This is a genomic window from Luedemannella helvata (assembly GCF_039528415.1).
Classification (GTDB): domain Bacteria; phylum Actinomycetota; class Actinomycetes; order Mycobacteriales; family Micromonosporaceae; genus Luedemannella; species Luedemannella helvata.
Window position 1 is genome coordinate 91,451 of the sequence record NZ_BAAALS010000012.1, and the last position, 17,413, is coordinate 108,863.

At 71.0% G+C, this 17,413-nt stretch carries 16 protein-coding genes; 2 read left to right on the forward strand and 14 right to left on the reverse strand.

Annotated features, from left to right (window positions below):
- The 11 genes from ABD191_RS14115 to ABD191_RS14165 form a co-directional block, all read right to left on the reverse strand.
- The coding region (locus tag ABD191_RS14115; RefSeq protein ID WP_344081408.1) for an LCP family protein at positions 1 to 614 on the reverse strand (614 nt) is incomplete at its 3' end.
- A gap of 281 nt (positions 615 to 895) precedes the next feature.
- Positions 896 to 2,110 carry an LCP family protein gene (locus ABD191_RS14120; RefSeq protein WP_344081411.1) on the reverse strand — a complete coding sequence of 405 codons (1,215 nt, stop codon included), beginning with the start codon at positions 2,108 to 2,110 and terminating at the stop codon, positions 896 to 898.
- Between the two features lie 83 nt (positions 2,111 to 2,193).
- Positions 2,194 to 3,171, reverse strand: coding sequence for an NAD-dependent epimerase/dehydratase family protein (locus ABD191_RS14125; protein ID WP_344081414.1), 978 nt, complete (start codon positions 3,169 to 3,171; stop codon positions 2,194 to 2,196).
- Positions 3,172 to 3,242: 71 nt separating this feature from the next.
- Positions 3,243 to 3,767: a flavin reductase family protein gene (locus ABD191_RS14130; protein WP_344081416.1), complete on the reverse strand. Its 525-nt coding sequence runs from the start codon at positions 3,765 to 3,767 to the stop codon at positions 3,243 to 3,245.
- Complete coding sequence (locus ABD191_RS14135; RefSeq protein WP_344081419.1) at positions 3,764 to 5,455, reverse strand: ABC transporter permease; 1,692 nt, start codon at positions 5,453 to 5,455, stop codon at positions 3,764 to 3,766. The genes ABD191_RS14130 and ABD191_RS14135 overlap by 4 nt, the downstream gene beginning before the upstream one ends.
- Positions 5,446 to 6,204, reverse strand: coding sequence for an ABC transporter ATP-binding protein (locus ABD191_RS14140; RefSeq protein ID WP_344081644.1), 759 nt, complete (start codon positions 6,202 to 6,204; stop codon positions 5,446 to 5,448). The genes ABD191_RS14135 and ABD191_RS14140 overlap by 10 nt, the downstream gene beginning before the upstream one ends.
- Positions 6,205 to 6,280: 76 nt before the next feature.
- On the reverse strand, positions 6,281 to 7,831 hold the full coding sequence (locus ABD191_RS14145) for a DUF4153 domain-containing protein (protein WP_344081422.1): 1,551 nt from the start codon (positions 7,829 to 7,831) through the stop codon (positions 6,281 to 6,283).
- 79 nt (positions 7,832 to 7,910) lie between these two features.
- Positions 7,911 to 8,954, reverse strand: a complete 1,044-nt coding sequence (locus ABD191_RS14150) for a HAMP domain-containing sensor histidine kinase (protein ID WP_344081425.1) — start codon at positions 8,952 to 8,954, stop codon at positions 7,911 to 7,913.
- A gap of 22 nt (positions 8,955 to 8,976) precedes the next feature.
- Positions 8,977 to 9,657: a response regulator transcription factor gene (locus tag ABD191_RS14155; protein WP_344081428.1), complete on the reverse strand. Its 681-nt coding sequence runs from the start codon at positions 9,655 to 9,657 to the stop codon at positions 8,977 to 8,979.
- Between the two features lie 375 nt (positions 9,658 to 10,032).
- Positions 10,033 to 11,535: a sugar transferase gene (locus tag ABD191_RS14160; protein ID WP_344081431.1), complete on the reverse strand. Its 1,503-nt coding sequence runs from the start codon at positions 11,533 to 11,535 to the stop codon at positions 10,033 to 10,035.
- A 234-nt stretch (positions 11,536 to 11,769) separates the two neighbouring features.
- Complete coding sequence (locus ABD191_RS14165; protein WP_344081434.1) at positions 11,770 to 12,624, reverse strand: DNA-formamidopyrimidine glycosylase family protein; 855 nt, start codon at positions 12,622 to 12,624, stop codon at positions 11,770 to 11,772.
- Between the two features lie 38 nt (positions 12,625 to 12,662).
- Here ABD191_RS14165 and ABD191_RS14170 point away from each other — a divergent pair, with 38 nt between their 5' ends.
- A complete protein-coding gene (locus tag ABD191_RS14170) occupies positions 12,663 to 13,898 on the forward strand; it encodes a glycosyltransferase family 4 protein (protein ID WP_344081437.1) in 1,236 nt (411 codons plus the stop codon).
- Here the strand turns inward: ABD191_RS14170 and ABD191_RS14175 are convergent.
- Genes ABD191_RS14175 through ABD191_RS14185 form a run of 3 tightly spaced genes read right to left on the reverse strand, consistent with a single transcriptional unit; the run spans position 13,861 to position 16,433 of the window.
- Positions 13,861 to 14,601 carry a CDP-alcohol phosphatidyltransferase family protein gene (locus ABD191_RS14175; protein WP_344081440.1) on the reverse strand — a complete coding sequence of 247 codons (741 nt, stop codon included), beginning with the start codon at positions 14,599 to 14,601 and terminating at the stop codon, positions 13,861 to 13,863. The genes ABD191_RS14170 and ABD191_RS14175 overlap by 38 nt on opposite strands.
- Positions 14,585 to 15,679 (reverse strand): iron-containing alcohol dehydrogenase family protein, encoded by a 1,095-nt coding sequence (locus tag ABD191_RS14180; protein ID WP_344081443.1) that lies wholly within the window; start codon positions 15,677 to 15,679, stop codon positions 14,585 to 14,587. The genes ABD191_RS14175 and ABD191_RS14180 overlap by 17 nt, the downstream gene beginning before the upstream one ends.
- A gap of 13 nt (positions 15,680 to 15,692) precedes the next feature.
- Positions 15,693 to 16,433 (reverse strand): phosphocholine cytidylyltransferase family protein, encoded by a 741-nt coding sequence (locus tag ABD191_RS14185; RefSeq protein ID WP_344081446.1) that lies wholly within the window; start codon positions 16,431 to 16,433, stop codon positions 15,693 to 15,695.
- A 194-nt stretch (positions 16,434 to 16,627) separates the two neighbouring features.
- Between ABD191_RS14185 and ABD191_RS14190 the strand changes: the two genes are divergently transcribed.
- Positions 16,628 to 17,023, forward strand: coding sequence for a CBS domain-containing protein (locus tag ABD191_RS14190; RefSeq protein ID WP_344081449.1), 396 nt, complete (start codon positions 16,628 to 16,630; stop codon positions 17,021 to 17,023).
- Positions 17,024 to 17,413 lie beyond the last annotated feature (390 nt).

A 17,413-nucleotide genomic window follows, 5' to 3' on the forward strand; every position in this document is an offset into this window, starting at 1 on the left:
ATCACCCGGGCGGTCGCGGTGACGCCGCGCTTGCGGCCCGCGGCCGAGTCGTCCGGCTTGCCGTTCTTCTGGTTGCCGACCTGGTAGACCTCGGTCAGCTTCGCGTTGGCCCGGCCGGGGTAGTTGAAGTCCGGCATCGCCGGGATGTCGACCTTGGTGTCGCGGGGCAACGAGATCAGATAGACCGCGTCGTGCGATTTCGGTATGTGAATGATGATGATCGAGTCAGTCCGGATCGCCGCGTCGCTGTTCTTCCGCTCATCCAGGCCCAGCAGCAGGATGTTCAGCTCGCCGTCGATGTTCTTGCCCGCCGCCCGGATCTCGTCCGGGATCAGGTCCTCCTGTTTGATGTCCTTCGTGGCATAGGCGATCATGGCCCGACCGGTCACCACGATGCCGCCGCTGATGCCACTAATGATCATCAATACGGCGCCGACGATGAGCAGGGACTTCGCCCACCCCGGGTCAGTGGGCAGGAACCGGCGGCGCTTCTTTTTCTTGCCCTTGCCCTTGGTGGGTTCGTCGCCGGAATCCGGCGGCAGGTCGTCGTCATCGGCCGACCGGGGCGACCCGTACACCGTCGAGGTGGGACGCGAAGGCGCGTACGACTGCATCACATCTCCTGGGCAGGAGGGCGCGCCCTCCGGTCGGTCGGCCCATCAGCGTACGTCGGCCGAGAAAACACCACGACGGTGCAGCTGGCGACGGGACACACAGGACGCGGTCCGCCTACCAAGCTCATTGCCACCCACCCCGTCGGACGTCAAGCTTCTGGATGACTTTACCCGAGAATGCCCTCACCAGAGAACCCGCATAGTCGTTACAAGGGCGTAACCAGGATCTTTCGGGCCGGCACGTAGACCATGCTCATTCCGCTCCCAGATTGCGCGTGCGATCAGTTAGGGGCCGGCGACGGAGGGTTCGCCGCCACCCACTCGGCCACCTTGTCCTTAGCCACGGCGTCATAGAGCGCGAGCGCCTTCGGCTTGTCGCCCGCGACCACGCTTTCACCGTTGACGTTCTGCGCGCCGAGGTGCGGCGTGGTCAGGAACACGAGGTTGCCGCTGTTCATGTTCCGGAACTGGATGGCCATGGAGACCAGGTCGAATTCCTTGTCCACCTTGACCGCCTTGACGACCGCGTTGAGGAAATTGTTGAGTTTTACGGGATTGGCGAGTGTGCCCGTACTCACGGCTTTGTCCATGACCGCCTTGAGGAATTCCTGCTGGTGCCTAATTCGGGCAAAGTCGCCATCCGGGAACTGGTAACGCTGGCGGATCCAGTCAAGCGACTCGGCACCATTCATATGATTGGTGCCCTTTTTGAAGGTCCGGTACGGCTTGTGGACTGATTTGATGGTCTTCTCGACCTTGAGATCCACGCCGCCGAGCGCGTCCACGACCGCCTTGAAGCCGGCGAAGTCGATGACCGCCACGTGGTCGACGCGTACCCCGGTGTAGCCCTCCACGGTCTGCACCATCAGCGGCAGGCCGCCCCACGCGTAGGCCGCGTTGAGCTTGGCCATGGTGTTGCCGTACTGCCCGTCGGCGCTGGCCGGCACGTGCACGTAGAGGTCGCGCGGCAGCGAGATCAGGTAGGCCTTCTCATGGTCGGCGGTGACGTGCATGAAGACGATCGTGTCCGTGCGCCACTTGCCGGCCTGGTCGACGGGCGCGTCCGGGTCCCGCGAGTCGCTGCCGAGCAGCAGGATGTTGAACGCGCCATCCACGATCTTGGGCGGCCGGTCGCCGGTGATCGCCGAGAACGGGTCGGTACGCCCGATCTTGTTGTTGAAGCTGTTCGCGTACAGGTAGATGCCGAGCCCGCCCAGGCCCACCAGCAGCGCCAGCGCGAGCGTGCCGACCAGCGCGATGCGGCCCCAGCGGGGCTTGAGCCTCTTCTTGGCCACGGCCGCGCCGGCCACGGTCGCGCCGGCGGGCGCGGACGATCGGGGCGGCGCGGACGGACGGTCCGCGGCGCCCGAGGGGCGCGACGACCCGACCGAGGCGCGCCCCACGGAGGCGCGACCCGACTGGTAGGGCGCGGACGCGCGGCCAGTCACCCGCGGGGCGGGGTCGACGGGGTTGTCCTCTTCCGGGGGAATCGCCATGCGCCCAGGGTACTTATCCGGGTCACGTCAGCCGATCAACGCGACGCTGAGCGACACGAGCCTCGCCCGGCGTAGTGAACGGCTCAGCGCGCGAGGCGCCGGGAGAAGTACTCGATCGTGGTGCGGAGGCCCTCCTCCGGTCCGACCTGCGGTTCGTACCCGAGCAGGGTGCGCGCGCGGGTCAGGTCCGGCCGGCGGCGCTCCGGGTCGTCGGACGTACGCGGAAGGTAGGTGATCTCGGAGGAACTGCCCGACAGGCGCACGATCGTCTCGGCCAACTGTCGCATAGTCATCTCGTACTCTGTCCCGCAGTTGATCGGGCCGGTCTCGCCGGAGTCGAGAAGGGCCAGAATGCCGCGGACGAGGTCGTCGACGTAGCAGATCGAGCGGGTCTGCTCGCCCGTGCCGTGCACGGTGATGGGCTCACCGCGCAGGGCCTGGCGGATGAAGGTCGGGATGGCGCGACCGTCGTCCGAGCGCATCCGCGGCCCGTACGTGTTGAAGATCCGGACGATCGCCACATTGGTGCCGCGCGAGCGGTGGTAGGCCATCGTGGCGGCCTCGGCGAAGCGCTTGGACTCGTCGTAGACGCTGCGGATGCCGATCGGGTTGACGTTGCCCCAGTAGGTCTCCGGCTGCGGGTGCACCTCGGGGTCGCCGTACGCCTCGGAGGTCGAGGTGACCAGGAAGCGGGCACCGTCGCCGGTGGCCCGCTCGAGCAGGTGCAGCGTGGCCGGGCCGTTCACCTTCATGATCTCGATGGGCAGCAGGCCGAAGTCGGTCGGGCTGGCCGGGGACGCGCAGTGCATGATCGCGTCGAAGGGCGCCTCAAGGGCAGGATCGGCCGGCAGCCCGTCCGCCAGATCGGCCTCGACCAGGATGAACGCCGGATGATCGGCGAGATGGGCGATGTTCTCCTTGGAGCCCGTCACAAAGTTGTCGATGGCCACCACGGTGGCGCCACGCGCCAGCAGCTCATCGACGATATGTGATGGGACGAACCCGGCGCCGCCCGTGACGAGCACACGATCCCCGGCCCCAAAACGTCGTGCGACACCCATGTCCACACCTTAATCCACAACGATGTCCACAGCTTTTGGGCCAATTTGCCGCCGTCAGTCGGAAATAAACGTCAGACGATGGTCCGGTAACGCCCACGGAAATGCACCAGCGGGCGCGACGGCGCGTCCACCACGGATACCTTACCGATCTCGGCCTCGACAAGGACGCCCCAACCGAGCGGCCGGAGCGCCGCCACCTCCGCCCCGGCCCAGGTCCGCGGACCGGCCAGCACAGGACCGTACCCCGAACTGAGCCACTCCTCGCCCGCGAACACGCCGCCCGGCGCGGGCATCAGCCCGGCGAACCTGTCGGCGAGCTGGCGCTCGTCCTCGGCGAGCGGGACGACGGCGAACCGGGCGCGCGCGCCGGCCGCGGCGAGCGCCTCCGCCAGGTCGGACTCGGGGTCGAGCACGCCCAGCAGGCGGCCCGGCTGACCCTCGACGACCATCGTCGACGAGACCGTGAGTCCCACCGGCCCGCCCCGGCCGTCGGCCGTCCACAGGGCCACGGCCGACGGCAGCCGGCCGCGCAGCCGGCGCACCGGCGAGCGCTCCGGCTCGGGCGTCGCGAACGGGTCCGTGTAGTGGATCGTCATCGTCGGGGGGTCACCGCCGCCAGCAGTTCCGGCCCGCGCCGGTCCAGCGTGTCGCCCGCGATGTAGGTGCCCAGCCACGCCGCGGCCAGGCCGTAGGCCGTTCCGACCACCAACACGACCACGCCGCCGACCGGGCCATGGAGGAACATGCTGGTCAGGGTCACCGGGGTCGAGATCGTGACCGTGGCCAGGATCGCGACGAGCGCGAGCAGGCCCTTGGCGCCACCCGACCCGCTGTTGAGGGCGAACGGGTTGTTCGAGTCCGGCATCGGGTACGCCGCGAGCACGGACAGCAGGGACGCGGCCGCGATGGCCGCGCCGAAGCCGGTGACGAGCAGGCCCAGCCCGGCCAGGATCCGGTCCGGCATGCCGCTGGCGACCAGCACCACCACGGTCACGACGCTGATCAGGGGCACTGTCAGTGCGGTCAGCGCGGCGGCCCGGGCACGCAGCTCGACACGGCCGGGCACCCCGATCAGCAGGTGCGCGGCGTACGCCGACCCGTCGAACGCGAACTGGTTGGCCAGCAGCATGCCGCCGATCGTCCCCGCGAACGTCACGCTGTACCCGGTGAGCAGCGCGTGCGGGGGCGTGGCCGGGGCACCGCCGAACTCGGTGGCCGACGCGCCGCCGAACTCGACAGTGCCGCTCGCGCTGAACAGGATGGCGATCGGTACGACCGCCGAGGCGATGAGCACCGAGAGCAGGCTGGCCCGGCGCCGGCCGTCGCGCCACCACGACCGCCACTCGCGGGCGAAGATGGCACCGAACGGCGTGGCCCGCCGCAGGACCCGGGGCAGCAGCGCCGCGACCGCGCCGCCGGGACCCGCGGCCCGGGTCCTGCCGCCGCCCTGGGCGGTGGTGCCGATCATGGCCGACTCCAGGGTCGACGACCACCACCAGAGCAGCCCGGCCGCCGAGATCGCGATGATCGCCAACCGGCCGGCCGCCAGGTCGTAGCGGCCGTCGGCCACATCGAACGGGATCGCGTACGCCGCGCCGAGCGGCGTCCACGCGAGCACCCGGGCGATGCCGAGCGCCTGGCTCATGGACCCGTTGGCGACCATGGCGGTGACGAACCACTGCAGGGGGGCGCCCAGCGAGGCGCCCACCGCGATGAAGATGGCGGCCAGGTCGCGCATCCGGCGCGACCGCAGCATGGCGGCGAACGCGCTGGTCAGCGCGCGACTGGCGATGACCCCGAGGAGCAGCCCGCCGACCACGCAGACGAGGGAGACCAGGCCGACCAGCACGCCGAACCGGGCGGTGGCCGCGACCGCGAGGCCGCCCGTGGCGAGGAAGGTCGTCAGCGCCGGTACGCCCACGAAGGCGGCGCCCAGCATGCCGCCGATGAGGACCCGGCGCGGCACGGGCAGGAGGGCGAAGCGGGCCGGGTCGATCGTCTCGTCGACGCCGAAGAACAGCAGCGGGAACACCGACCAGGCGAGCACCGTACCCGCACCGAGGAAGACGGCCACCAGGTAGGCGATGTCGCGGCTACGGGCCGGGTCCGGGCCGTCCAGGCCGGTCAGGCTCGTGAGCAGGCCGGTGACGAGCCCCACGATGACGCCCGCGATCAGCCCGCCGACGAACAGCGCGATCCGCCACGACTGGCCGCGCAGCGAGTTGCGCAGCAGCCGCAGCTTGAGCCGCACGATGTCGCGGGACCGGGCCGGCCTCACAGCCACGACAGCTCCTGGCCGGTCGCCGTGCGCCCGCCCACCACCTCGACGAACACGTCCTCCAGGTCGCGCCCGCCACGCACCTCGTCGAGCGTGCCGACGGTCTTGATGTGCCCGTCCGCGAGGATAGCGACGTGGCTGCACAGCCGCTCGACGACCTGCATCACGTGGCTGGAGAAGATGACCGTGCCGCCGCCGTGGACGTAGCGCTGGAGGATGTCGCGGATGAGCGCCGCCGACACCGGGTCGACCGCCTCGAACGGCTCGTCGAGCACGAGGACGCGCGGCGCGTGCAGCAGCGCGCAGGCCAGCCCGATCTTCTTGCGCATGCCGGCCGAGTAGTCGACGACGAGCGTCTGCCCGGCGTCGACCAGGCCGAGCACGTCGAGCAGGTCGCGGGCCCGGGCGTCGATCTCGTCCGGCGCCATCCCGCGCAGCAGCCCCGTGTACCCGAGCAGCTCGCGGCCGTTGAGCCGGTCGAACATGCGTACCCCGTCGGGCAGCACGCCGAGCAGGCGCTTGGCCTCCAGAGGGTCGGCCCACACGTCGTGGCCCTGCACGTACGCGGCGCCAGCGTCCGGGCGCAGCAGGCCGACCGCCATCGACAGCGACGTGGTCTTGCCGGCACCGTTCGGCCCCAGCAGGCCGAAGAACGAGCCGGCGGCCACGTCAAGATCGATGCCGGCGACCGCTATCTTGTCCCCGAACCGCTTGGCCAGCCCGCGCAGCGCGAGCGCCGGCGCGTCGCCGCCCACCCGCTGCCCCGGAACCACGGTCTCATCGTTACTCACAGCGACCGAATGTAGCCTGTCGACGCGACGCGGCGCGCGTTCAGGGATCGCAGCTGATCGGCGTCGATGCGGCCGGGTGGGTCGCCAGTGTCCCGGCCGCGGTGGCCCGGCCGTAGTTCCAGCCGGCCCAGGGGTCCGGCTCGCGGTCGAGGCGCAGCAGCCGCATGCTCCGCAGCACGCACGTCCGCTGCGGCTCCGGCAGCGTGGCCACGGCGGGCACCGCGTCGTCGGACAGTCCCCCCAGGTAGTCCCGGTCGAGCGCGTGACCGGCGTGCCAGCGGGCGATGTTGCGCTCGGCGATGAACCCGTCCGGGTTCAGCGCGGCGAGCCCGAGCAGGGTCACGGCGGCGGCCAGCGCGACCGCGCGGGGCATCCATGCCGCCCGCAGCCGCACCCCGGCGGCGAGAACGAGCACGAACACCGCGCCGAGCAGCAGTTCCACGGCGCTCACGACCAGGCGCAACCGGGTGTACCCGTACGCCTGCTCGTAGACCCACATCCGGGTGAGCGCGGACGCCACGACGACCAGCATCAGCGCGGCCAGGACGCCGAGGAGCAGCCGCAGCCAGCGCCGCTGCGGGGCCGTGTCGCGGGGCGCCAGGCGGGCCACGACCGCGACCACCGCGAGGCTCAGCGCGGTCACCGCGAGGAGCTGCCAGAACCCACCGCGGGCGTACTGCGCGTAGGTGAGCCCTTCGGTGCGCAGCACGTGCTCGTTGCCGCCGAACAGCACCGCGAACTGCACGGCCACGAACGACGCCAGGAGCAGGTCGAGCAGCGCGACCGGCACGGCCCATTCCACGAGCCGCACCCTGCCGCGCCCGCTGGCGGTAGCCCCCTCGCCCACCGCCAGCGGGCGCATCCTCAGGTAGCAGGCACCTACCGTCCCCAGGGTGCCCACCACGAACAAGGCCCCGAATCGCGCGACAGACTCACCGTCCAATGAGGGCAACATCCCGCCGACGATTCGGGCGAAAGCGGCGTCCGCGCTGCTCAGCAACGCCCCGAACAACGCCACGAGAACAACCCCGATGAGTACGGACACCAGCAGCCGACCGAGCGAGCGGCCGCTTCCCTGCTTGGGTTCACGTGAAACGTCGCGACTGAGGGCCGCCATGCTCCGCACGTACCAGGGAAGGCCCCGCAGGGCCGCGAGCGGCACCGAGCCCACCGAGGCCACCAGGCCGGACACCGATCGGCCACCCACGGCGGCGACCGCCCCGCAGCCGAACGCGGCCAGCAGGCAGAGCGCGAACAGCCACTCCGCCGCCCGGACGACGCCCACGGCGACGAGCAGCAGCGCGGCGGTCGCGAAGAGCCACCGCCACACCACGTCGCCGCGCCGCGTCACCGGGAGGCCGCCGAGGGCGGGGTCGGCGACCCTGCCCGCGAGGAACACCGCCACGGCCGAGACGAGGGCCGCGGCGAACCAGCCCGCGCCGGGCCGGTCGATCGGCACGGCCGCGCCGGCGACGACGCCCGCGATGGTCGCCGCGGCGGCCACCCGGCCGGCGGCCGGCCGCGGCGCGGTCCACCACTCGACGAGCGGTCCGCCGTTGACGACAACCACGGGCGGTTGACTGACCGTCATGATCAACTCCAGGGGTTGGTGGGCGCGCGCCAGCGCGGGGCGGCCGTCGTGCGGCGCGTCCCGGGCGTGCGGTGGCGGACTAGTTCAAAGCGGCGGCGTCGGGCAGGGTGAGGCGCACACAGCAGCCGCGCCCGCCCGGCGGGTCGACCGCCGCGATCGTGCCGCCGTGCAGATCCATGGCCCACCGGGCGATGGCCAGGCCCAGGCCCGTACCGCCGCCGGTGGCGCGCTCACCGCGGGTGAACCGCTCGAAGATGCGGGCCCGGTCGGCGGGCGCGATGCCCGGGCCCTCGTCGCTGACGTCGATCGTCACGCCCGCGCCGTTGCGGTACGCGATGACGGTGACCGCGCCGCCCGGCGGGCTGTGCCGGGTGGCGTTGTCCAACAGGTTCACCAGCACCTGGCACAGCCGCCCCCGGTCGGCCACCACGCGGGCGGCGTCCGGGCGGGTGAACGCGTCGAGCCGCACGTCCCGCCCGGCGCCGGCCGCCATCACCTCGGCCTCCGCCACCACGTCGGCCAGCAGGTCCGGCACGTCGAGGATGGCCAGCTTCAGCGGCTGGGCGCCCGCCTCGATGCGGGACAGGTCGAGCAGCTCGGTCACCAGCCGGCCGAGCCGTTCCGTCTGGGTGAGCGCGGTACGCAGCGTCGCGGGATCAGGCTCCGCGACCCCGTCGACCAGGTTCTCCAGCACGCCCTGTAAAGCGGAGATCGGGGTACGCAGCTCGTGCGAGACGTTCGCGATCATCTCGCGGCGCTGCTGGTCCGCGGCGGCGAGATCGGCGGCCATCAGGTTGAACGCGGTCGCCAGCTCCCCCACCTCGTCCCGCGACGTGGCGCGCACCCGGCGGCTGTAGTCGCCGCGCGCCATGGCCCGCGCGGCGGCCGTCATCTCGCGCAGCGGCTGTGTCATGCCGTGCGCCAGCACCTGGGAGGTCGCCAGCGCCAGCCCGATGGCGATCGCCGAGGTCACCGGCGGGATGCCCCCGATCTGCAGCCAGAAGTACGACAGCCCGGCCGCACCCGAGCTGACCAGCAGGATGCCGAGCTTCAGCTTGATCGACCGGACGGGGTCGAGCGGTCGGGGCAGCACGGCGAACAGGCGCGCGAACCGATCCGTCACGTCGCCACCTCGCTTGGCCCGGTCATGTCAGATCCAGGGCGTAGCCGACCCCGTGCACGGTCCGGATCACATCGGCGCCCAGCTTGCGACGCAGCGCCTTGATGTGGCTGTCGACCGTACGCGTCCCCGAGGCGTCGGCCCAGCCCCAGATGTCCGCGAGCAGCCGCTCCCGGGGCAGCACCGCCCTGGGCCGGCTGGCAAGGTGAACCAGCAGGTCAAACTCCGTCGGCGTCAGGTGGGCCTCGACGCCCGCCCGGCGTACCCGCCGCTGGGTCCGGTTGATCTCCAGGTCGCCCACCCGGGTGACCTGGTCGCCGGCCGCCGCGCCCGGGTGCCGCTGCACCCGGCGGAGCAGGGCGTGGACACGGGCGGCAAGCTCGCGCAGGGAGAACGGCTTGGTGAGATAGTCGTCCGCGCCGACGGCGAGGCCCACCAGCAGGTCGGTCTCGTCGCCGCGGGCGGTCAGCATGAGCACCGGCACCGGGCGGGTCGCCTGGATGCGCCGGCACACCTCGAGACCGTCGAAGCCCGGCAGCATGATGTCGAGGACCACCAGATCCGGCTGGACCGCCTCGGCCCGCGCGACCGCGGTCGGGCCGTCGTGAGCGAGCTCGACAGCGAACCCCTCGGCCCGCAGCCGGGCCGCCACGGCGTCGGCGATGGTGGGCTCGTCCTCCACCACCAGGATCCGTCGCTCGTTCATGTCCGCAGACTCTAACGAGCGCCCATGGAGAACCCCGTCCGACGAGGTGAAGAAGTTGTGGAGCCCTCCCGCCGCGCCCTCCGCGCGTCGCCCGCCCGCCCGCGCCCGTCCGGCCGCGCCCGCCAAGGTGCGCACTATGGCGGGTTCCCGCGCCGCTATAGCAGCCAAGGTGCGCACTTTGGCGGGTTCCCGCGCCGCTATAGCAGCCAAGGTGCGCACTTTGGCGGGTTCCCGCGCCGCTATAGCAGCCAAGGTGCGCACTTTGGCGGGTTCCCGCGCCGCTATAGCAGCCAAGGTGCGCACTTTGGCGGGTTCCCGGGGCGCCGTTGCCACCAAAGTGATGCTCCTTGGCGGGTGTTCGGAAACGCGAAGGGGCTAGTAGGCGCCCTTGCGGGCCAGGACGACGCCGATCGTGCGCCAGAGGATGAGCAGGTCGAAGGCCAGGGACCAGTTGTCCACGTAGTAGAGGTCCAGGCGCACCGCGTCGTCCCAGGACAGCTCCGAGCGCCCCGACACCTGCCACAATCCGGTCATTCCGGGCCGGACGAGCAGCCGCCGGCGCACGTCGCCGAGGAAGTCGCCGTCGTCCGCGGGCAACGGTCGCGGCCCCACAAGCGACATGTCGCCGAACAGGACGTTGATCAGCTGAGGCAGCTCGTCCAGGGAGCTGGCGCGCAGGAACCGGCCGACCGGCGTGATCCGCGGGTCGTTGCGGATCTTGAAGAGGAGGCCGTCGGTCTCGTTCTGCTCGACGAGGTGGGCCAGCCGCTCCTCGGCGTCGGTGTACATCGTCCTGAACTTCCAGACCCGGAAGGTCTTGCCCTCGCGACCGACACGCGACTGCCGGAAGAACACCGGCCCCCGGTCGGACAACTTGATCGCGAGCGCGATGAGCAGGAACAGCGGCGACATCAGCAGCAGGAGCAGACCGGACATGAGCCGGTCCATGAAGTTCTTGAACAGCCACGCCAGGCCGGCGAGCGTCGGCTCCTCGACGTGCAGCAGCGGCAGGCCCTCGACCGGCCGGATGTGCACGCGCGGGCCGGCGATGTCGGTCAACTGCGGGGCGACGACCAGGTCGATGCCGGTGCCTTCCAGCTGCCACGCGAGCCGGCGCAGCTCGCCGGGCTCGTTGCTGGCCGAGCCGCAGACCGCGATCGTGTCGGCGCCCAACTCCCGGACGAGGCTCATCACCTCCCGGCCCACGAAGACCGGCACGGGGGTGGTCAGGCCGCGGGTGTTCACGTACCCCTCGGTGAGCCGGATGCCGATCGGCATCATGCCGGCACCGGGCGCCCGGCTGACGGCCGTGTAGACCTCCAACGCCTCGGGCAGTGTCCCGACGAGCAGCAGGCGGTTACGGGCCCGACCGCGCCCTCGGGCGACGATGAGGAACCGCCGCGCGAAGTACCGGCCGATGAGGAGATACACGAGCGCGGAGACGATCGCGATGCCGACGGTGACACGGGACAGGTTCGTCACGGTCGAGAAGGCCACGAACGCGACCAGCGCCGTCATCGTGACCGCAGCTCGGACCACGCGCTTGAACTCGTCCGCGCCGTGTCCGAGGTACCGCCGGTCGTACGCGCCGTGCGCCCACAGCACGATGATCCAGGCCAGGGGGAGGTACAGGTACTCCACGAGTACGAGAAGGGTCTGGCTGTTGAAGCCGGCGTCGGACTTGTCGTACTGGCTGGCGGTGAAGCTGGCCAGCGCGGCCGCGCCGTAGTCGAGGACCAGCAGGCCCAACCGGTACGGGCGGTGCCACGTGGACGCCCGGCGCGCCTTGAACAGGCCGGACCGAGGCACGCCGTTGTGGGTCGGGATGATCTCGATGCTCTCGGGAATCCGGGCCCGGTGCCGTCCGCGTCGATGCACCCCCGACGTGGTGGAAGGCCGGAGGCTCGTTGTCACCTCGGGTGTGTCCTCCCATGCCACGTCGGATCAACCGACCTTCATCCGCTCGGGCGGCCGCGCCAACCGCGACACCAGTACTGTCACAGCTCACCCAGTTTGCCACGGCGGTAAGCACCTGCAACCGCCGACTGGCCGACACTAATCGCCACGGCGGCGCCGTGTCGAGCGTCCTGCGCCCAGCGGACTGTCAGGTGCCTATCTGACCAGGCGCGAGAGCCGGCGGTCAGCCAGCGGCTTGCCGCCGGTCTGGCAGGTGGGGCAGTACTGAAGGCTCGAATCGGCGAACGACACCTCCCGGATGAGGTCGCCGCAGACCGGGCACGGCAGGCCGGTGCGGTTGTGCACGACGAGCCCCGCCTTCTTCTCCGCCTTGAGACTGGCCGCCCGCTGGCCCACCGACCTGGCCACCGCCTCGGTGAGCACCGCCCGCGTCGCCTCGTACAGCCGCGCCACCTGGTCGTCCGTGAGCCGCGCGCTGATCGCGAACGGTGACAGCTTCGCGCGGTGCAGGATCTCATCCGAGTACGCGTTGCCGATGCCCGCGATCACCTGCTGCTCGGTGAGTACGCCCTTGAGCTGCGCCCGCTGGGCGCGGATCGCCGCCGCGAAGCCGTCCAGGTCAACCCCGATCGCGTCCGGCCCGAGGCGGGACACGCCCGGCACGAGGCGCGGGTCGGTCACCAGGTAGGCGGCCAGCTTCTTCTGGGTGCCCGCCTCGGTGAGGTCGAAGCCGCTGCCGTCGTCGAAGCGCACCCGCAACGCGATCGGCCCCTTGCCCGGCTTGAGCGGCGTGGCGCCCATCTCGTCGCGGAAGTGCAGCCAGCCGGCCCGCGCCAGGTGGACGACGAGGTGCAGGTCGCCGGCGATGATGTCCAGGAACTTCCCGAATCGCCCGGCGCCGGTGATGGTCTGCCCGTGCAGGGCCGTAGGCGGCGGATCATACGTTTTGAGGGCGCTGATCGCGGCGATGTCGACGCGCTCGACGCGCCGGCCCACGACCCGCTCGCGAAGGTCCGCGGCGAGCGCCTCCACTTCCGGCAACTCGGGCACGCGACAACGGTACCCGCCGGGGGAGGTACGTTACCGCCGTGAAGGTGGTCATCGCGCACAACCGCTACCGCGAGGCGCTTCCCTCCGGGGAGAACGTCATCGTGGACGCCGAGATCGAGCAGTTGCGCGCCGCCGGCGTCCAGGTGGTGCCGTTCCAGCGCAGCTCGGACGACATCGGGGCGCTGCCGCTGCTGGACAAGGCCCTGCTGCCGGCGTCCCCGATCCACAACCGGCGCGCCCAGCGCGACCTGGCGCTCATCCTTGAGAAGGAGCGCCCCGACCTCCTCCACCTGCACAACCCGTACCCGCTGCTGTCCCCCTGGGTGATCCGTACCGCGCACGCGCACGGCGTCCCGGTGGTCCAGACCGTGCACAACTACCGCCAGGTGTGCGCCTCGGGCCTGTACTTCCGCGACGGCCACATCTGCACGGACTGCAAGGGCCGGGCGTTCGGGCTGCCGGCCGTCGTGCACTCCTGCTACCGCGGGTCGAAGGCGCAGAGCCTCGTCATGGCGACCGCGCTGGCCGCGCACCGGGGCACGTGGCGCTCCGTCGACCGGTACATCGCCCTGACGACGGCGATCAAAGGCCACCTCATGGAGTACGGGATCCCCGAGGCGAACATCGTCGTCAAGCCCAACGCGATCCCCGACCCCGGACCCCCGCCGGCCGGGGGCGGAGAGGGCTTCCTCTACGCGGCCCGGCTCAGCCCCGAGAAGGGCCTGGGCCTGCTGCTGGACGCCTGGCGCCGGCACCCGGACGGGGCGCTGGGCCAGTTGCGCATCGCCGGCGACGGCGAGCTGCGCCCCTTGGCGGAGGCGGCGGCCGCGGAGCGGTTGGACGTGACCTACCTGGGCGTGGTGCCCCGCGAGGAGATGCCCGCCCAGTTGCGGGCGGCAGCGGTGTTCCTGGCGGTACCGACGTGGCACGACGTGCTGCCGACGGCGATCATCGAAGCGCTCGCCAACGGGCGGCCCGTGCTGGGCACCGATGTGGGCGGCGTGCCGTTCCTCGTGGGCGCCGACCAGGACCGCTCACCCGAGGTAAGCAGAGCCAGGCTCTGCTTACCGGGAGTGGGCGGGTGGGTGGTCGCCCCCGAGGCGGGGAGCCTGGCGGACGCGCTCGCGGTCGCCCGTACCCAGGCTTCTTCGTTCGCCGGCGCGGCGCGCAGGCGGTACGAGGAGATGTTCCACCCCGACGTGGTCACGGGGCGGCTGTTGGAGATCTACCGCGAGGTCAGCGCGGCGCGGCCCGCAGGGCGGCACGCGCGCTGAACACGATGCTCGCCAACAGGAACAGCGTGTTCACGGCCGTGAAGAAGATGACCGGAATGACCGTCCACTTCGGCGCGACGATGAGCACCAGTGCGAACAGAGTGATCACCGCGCCGTAGTCGCGGACGAGCTTGACCAGGCGCACCGGCAGGGACCGGGACGTGACCATGCTCGCCGCGGCCGGGCCGGACTGCATCACCGAGGTGATCAGGTTGACCATCCAGCTGCCGGCGAACAGGGCGACGAGCCACAACGGCGTGTCGCCGCGCTGCGCCAGCATCACGGAACTCACGGCCGTCACCAGGCCGATCTGGGCGGCCACGTCGCAGAGCACGTCCACCCGGCCGCCGGCCGCGCTCTGCCGGCCGCTGACGCGCGCCAGCTGACCGTCCGCGCAGTCGAGCATGTAGGCGACCTGCCATCCCACCAGCGCGATCACGCCGGGCAGCCAGAACGGGACCGTGCCGTCAGACGCCGGCCGGGCCAGGGCGATCACGGCGATGCTCGCTCCGAGGCCGAGGACCAGATTGGTCAGCGTCAGGGTGGTCGGCGCGGTGCCCCGGCGGAAGCCGGCGCGCGCGAATAGCGCGCCGCCCCACTGGTGGAAGCCCTCGCTGACCAGCCCGCCGCCACGGTTGGTGCGGTAGAAGTCGCCCACGCTGGGGACGGTGGATCGCACGAAAACCTCAGTCGCCGACGGCATCGACGTACTCCTTGACGGTCGCCAGTGCCTCGTCGGCGGTGAAGCCGACGTGCTCCAGGATGGTGTAACGATCGGGGCGCGTGCCCGGCGCGTGCAGCACGGCCTCCGCGAACTGTGTGACGGACAGCCCCAGGTCGGTCGGGACGCGGGGCAGGCCGTGCCGCGAGAGCGCGTCACTGAGTTGGGTGAACCGGCCGACGTCCTCGAGGCCGCGGCTCACCCGCAGGTAGGTGCAGAACAGCGCGCCCAGGCCCACCTGCTCGCCGTGCGCGGCCGTGTGCGGGTAGAGGTGGTCGATCGCGTGCGAGATCTCGTGGCAGCCGCCCGACGAGGGCCGGCTCGACCCGCACACCGACATGGCCAGCCCACCCAGGACAAGGGCCTCAGCGAGTACGCGCAGGAAGTCGTCCTGCGTGTTGTCCTCGGCCCCCCGGCCGATGCGTCCGGGGTGGTGCAGCAAGGCCTCCGCGCTCGTGCGCGCCAGGGTCAGCGCCAGGCCGTCGAGGGGCTCCTGCCGGAACCGGTTGGCCAGCTCCCAGTCCGCGACCGCGCTGAGGTTGCTCAGCGCGTCGCCGATGCCGGCGCGGGTCTGCCGGCGCGGACCGGCGACAACGAAGTCCAGGTCAACCACGACGGCGATCGGGATGTGCACGCCGTAGGAGCCCTTGCCGCCGTCATGGTCCAGGGCCGCCACCGGGGAGGCGATGCCGTCGTGGGCCAGGCTGGTCGCGACGCTCACCATCGGCAGGGCGTACCGGGTCGCCGCGTACTTGGCGGTGTCGATCGTCTTGCCGCCGCCGATGCCGACGACCGCGTCGTACGACCCGGCCCGGATCTTCTCGCCGAGGTCGAGCGCCGCCTCGACCGAGCCGCCGCTCACGGTGAACACATCGGCGCGGTCCAGGCTGGGCCGCAGCAGCTCGGCGACCCGCTCACCCTGTCCGGGGCCGACCACGATCGCCACGTCACCGCCGGCCGAGATCCGCCGGTCGGCGAGCATCTTCCCCAGATCGGCCACCGCCCCACGTCGGATGTCGATCGCGAGGGGCGTGGTCACCGTACGCGCTAGCAGCGGCACGTAGTCACCACCCCTAGTACGTGCACGCGATCTCGCGGGCCCGGACGAGGTCGTCGTGGTTGTCGACCTCCACCCAGTCGATCTTACCGAGGCTGACGGTCTGCACCTTGCCGCCGCGGTCGGAAAACTCCTGGTACCCGTCCTCGTAGAAGAGGTTCGGGTCGCGCCGCCACGTCGCCTCAAGCGCGTCCGTGAGCGCGGGCGCCGCGTGCGCCTCGATGAGGGTGACGCCGATGTGCTCGCCGGTCGCGTCGGCCGGGTCCATCAGCTTGGTGATCTTCCGCAGCCGGCCGGTGGCGTCCGTGACCACCTTCATCTCCTCGTCCGCGAGGCTCTTCACGTCGTCGAGCGCGACGTAGATGCCGGCGTCGTCGCTCTCCCGGGCCGCCAGCAGGGTGCGCTGCACACTCGCCGGGTGGACCGTGTCCCCGTTCACGACCAGAGCGCCGTTCGCGAACGCGTCGCGGGCGAGCCACAGCGAGTACGCGTTGTTCCAGATCTCGGCCTTGTCGTTGTGGATGAAGGTCAGCCGGACCCCGTACTCCTTCTCGAGGCGCTCCTGGCGCTCCGTGACCGTGTGCGCCGCGTACCCCACCACGACCGTGATGTCCCGCAGTTCGGCGGCCGCCAGGTTGCGCAGCGCGATGTCGAGGATGGTCGTCGCGCCGTCGACCTCCATCAGCGCCTTCGGCACGTGGTCGGTGTAGGGACGCAAGCGCCGTCCCGCGCCGGCCGCGAGAACCAATCCGATCATGAGAGAGTCCTTCATCCAAGAGCCACGGAGGGGGAACGTGGGTGAGGACAGGGTAACGGACGGGTGAACGGGCCGGGATGAGCAGTTGTGCGCGTCTCTACGCGCTATCCGTCGCGAATGAACTGAACTCTTGAGAGTTGCCCTCGTCCGGGTCACTATGGCCGTACCGTGCGTTCCTGAAGGGGTGATGCGCGATGCAGGTCCGCGACGCTATGTCCAAAACCGTGCTGATTGTCGGTCCCGACCACACACTGCGCCAGACCGCACAACTGATGTCAGCCCGGCGCGTCGGGTCTGCCATCATCGAAGACCCCGACGGCGAAGGCGTCGGGATCATCACCGAACGCGACATTCTCAACGCCATCGGCGCCGGCCTCGACGCGGATATCGAACGCGCCGCGGGACACATCACCTGGGAGGTCGTCTACGCCGGCCCCGACTGGACGCTCGAGGACGCGGCGGCCGCCATGGTCCGCGGCGGATTCCGGCACCTGGTCGTGCTCGACGGCGACGACGTCCTCGGCGTCATCTCGGTCCGCGACATCATCCGGGTCTGGACCCACAAGCCGGTCACCGCGGCGGCCCACTGACCGGCCTCTTCGGTTGGATTCCAGCGTTATGACGCCATAACGCTGGAATTCGGGCTTGTTTTGGGCAGTGTGGCGCCATAGTGCTGCTTGAGGCCGGCCCGGCACGGGTGTCCGGTCGTGTCGAGCGGTCTCCCCGCACGTAGACGACCGCACAACGGCCGCTGGGGCGTGGCGGACGGCAAGCCGTGGCGGATGCGCTCGTTGGCCCCCTGTCCCCCGTACCTTTCTACCCGCACTCGTCCGGCACCTGTCCGCCCGCACTCGTCCGCAGCACCTCTCGCGCGGACCAGTTCGCCAATGTCACGACTTTGGCGACGTAGGCGGGCCCCCGAGCCGCCAAAACCACGACTTTGGCGACCTAGGCGGGCCCCCAAGCCGCCAAAACCACGA

Coding starts and splice junctions, on each gene's coding strand:
- ABD191_RS14155 (WP_344081428.1), bottom strand. CDS start 9,657: ATGAACGAGCGACGGATCCTGGTGGTGGAGGACGAGCCCACCATCGCC.
- ABD191_RS14125 (WP_344081414.1), bottom strand. CDS start 3,171: ATGGGTGTCGCACGACGTTTTGGGGCCGGGGATCGTGTGCTCGTCACG.
- ABD191_RS14145 (WP_344081422.1), bottom strand. CDS start 7,831: ATGACGGTCAGTCAACCGCCCGTGGTTGTCGTCAACGGCGGACCGCTC.
- ABD191_RS14130 (WP_344081416.1), bottom strand. CDS start 3,767: ATGACGATCCACTACACGGACCCGTTCGCGACGCCCGAGCCGGAGCGC.
- ABD191_RS14120 (WP_344081411.1), bottom strand. CDS start 2,110: ATGGCGATTCCCCCGGAAGAGGACAACCCCGTCGACCCCGCCCCGCGG.
- ABD191_RS14190 (WP_344081449.1), top strand. CDS start 16,628: ATGCAGGTCCGCGACGCTATGTCCAAAACCGTGCTGATTGTCGGTCCC.
- ABD191_RS14185 (WP_344081446.1), bottom strand. CDS start 16,433: ATGATCGGATTGGTTCTCGCGGCCGGCGCGGGACGGCGCTTGCGTCCC.
- ABD191_RS14175 (WP_344081440.1), bottom strand. CDS start 14,601: ATGCCGTCGGCGACTGAGGTTTTCGTGCGATCCACCGTCCCCAGCGTG.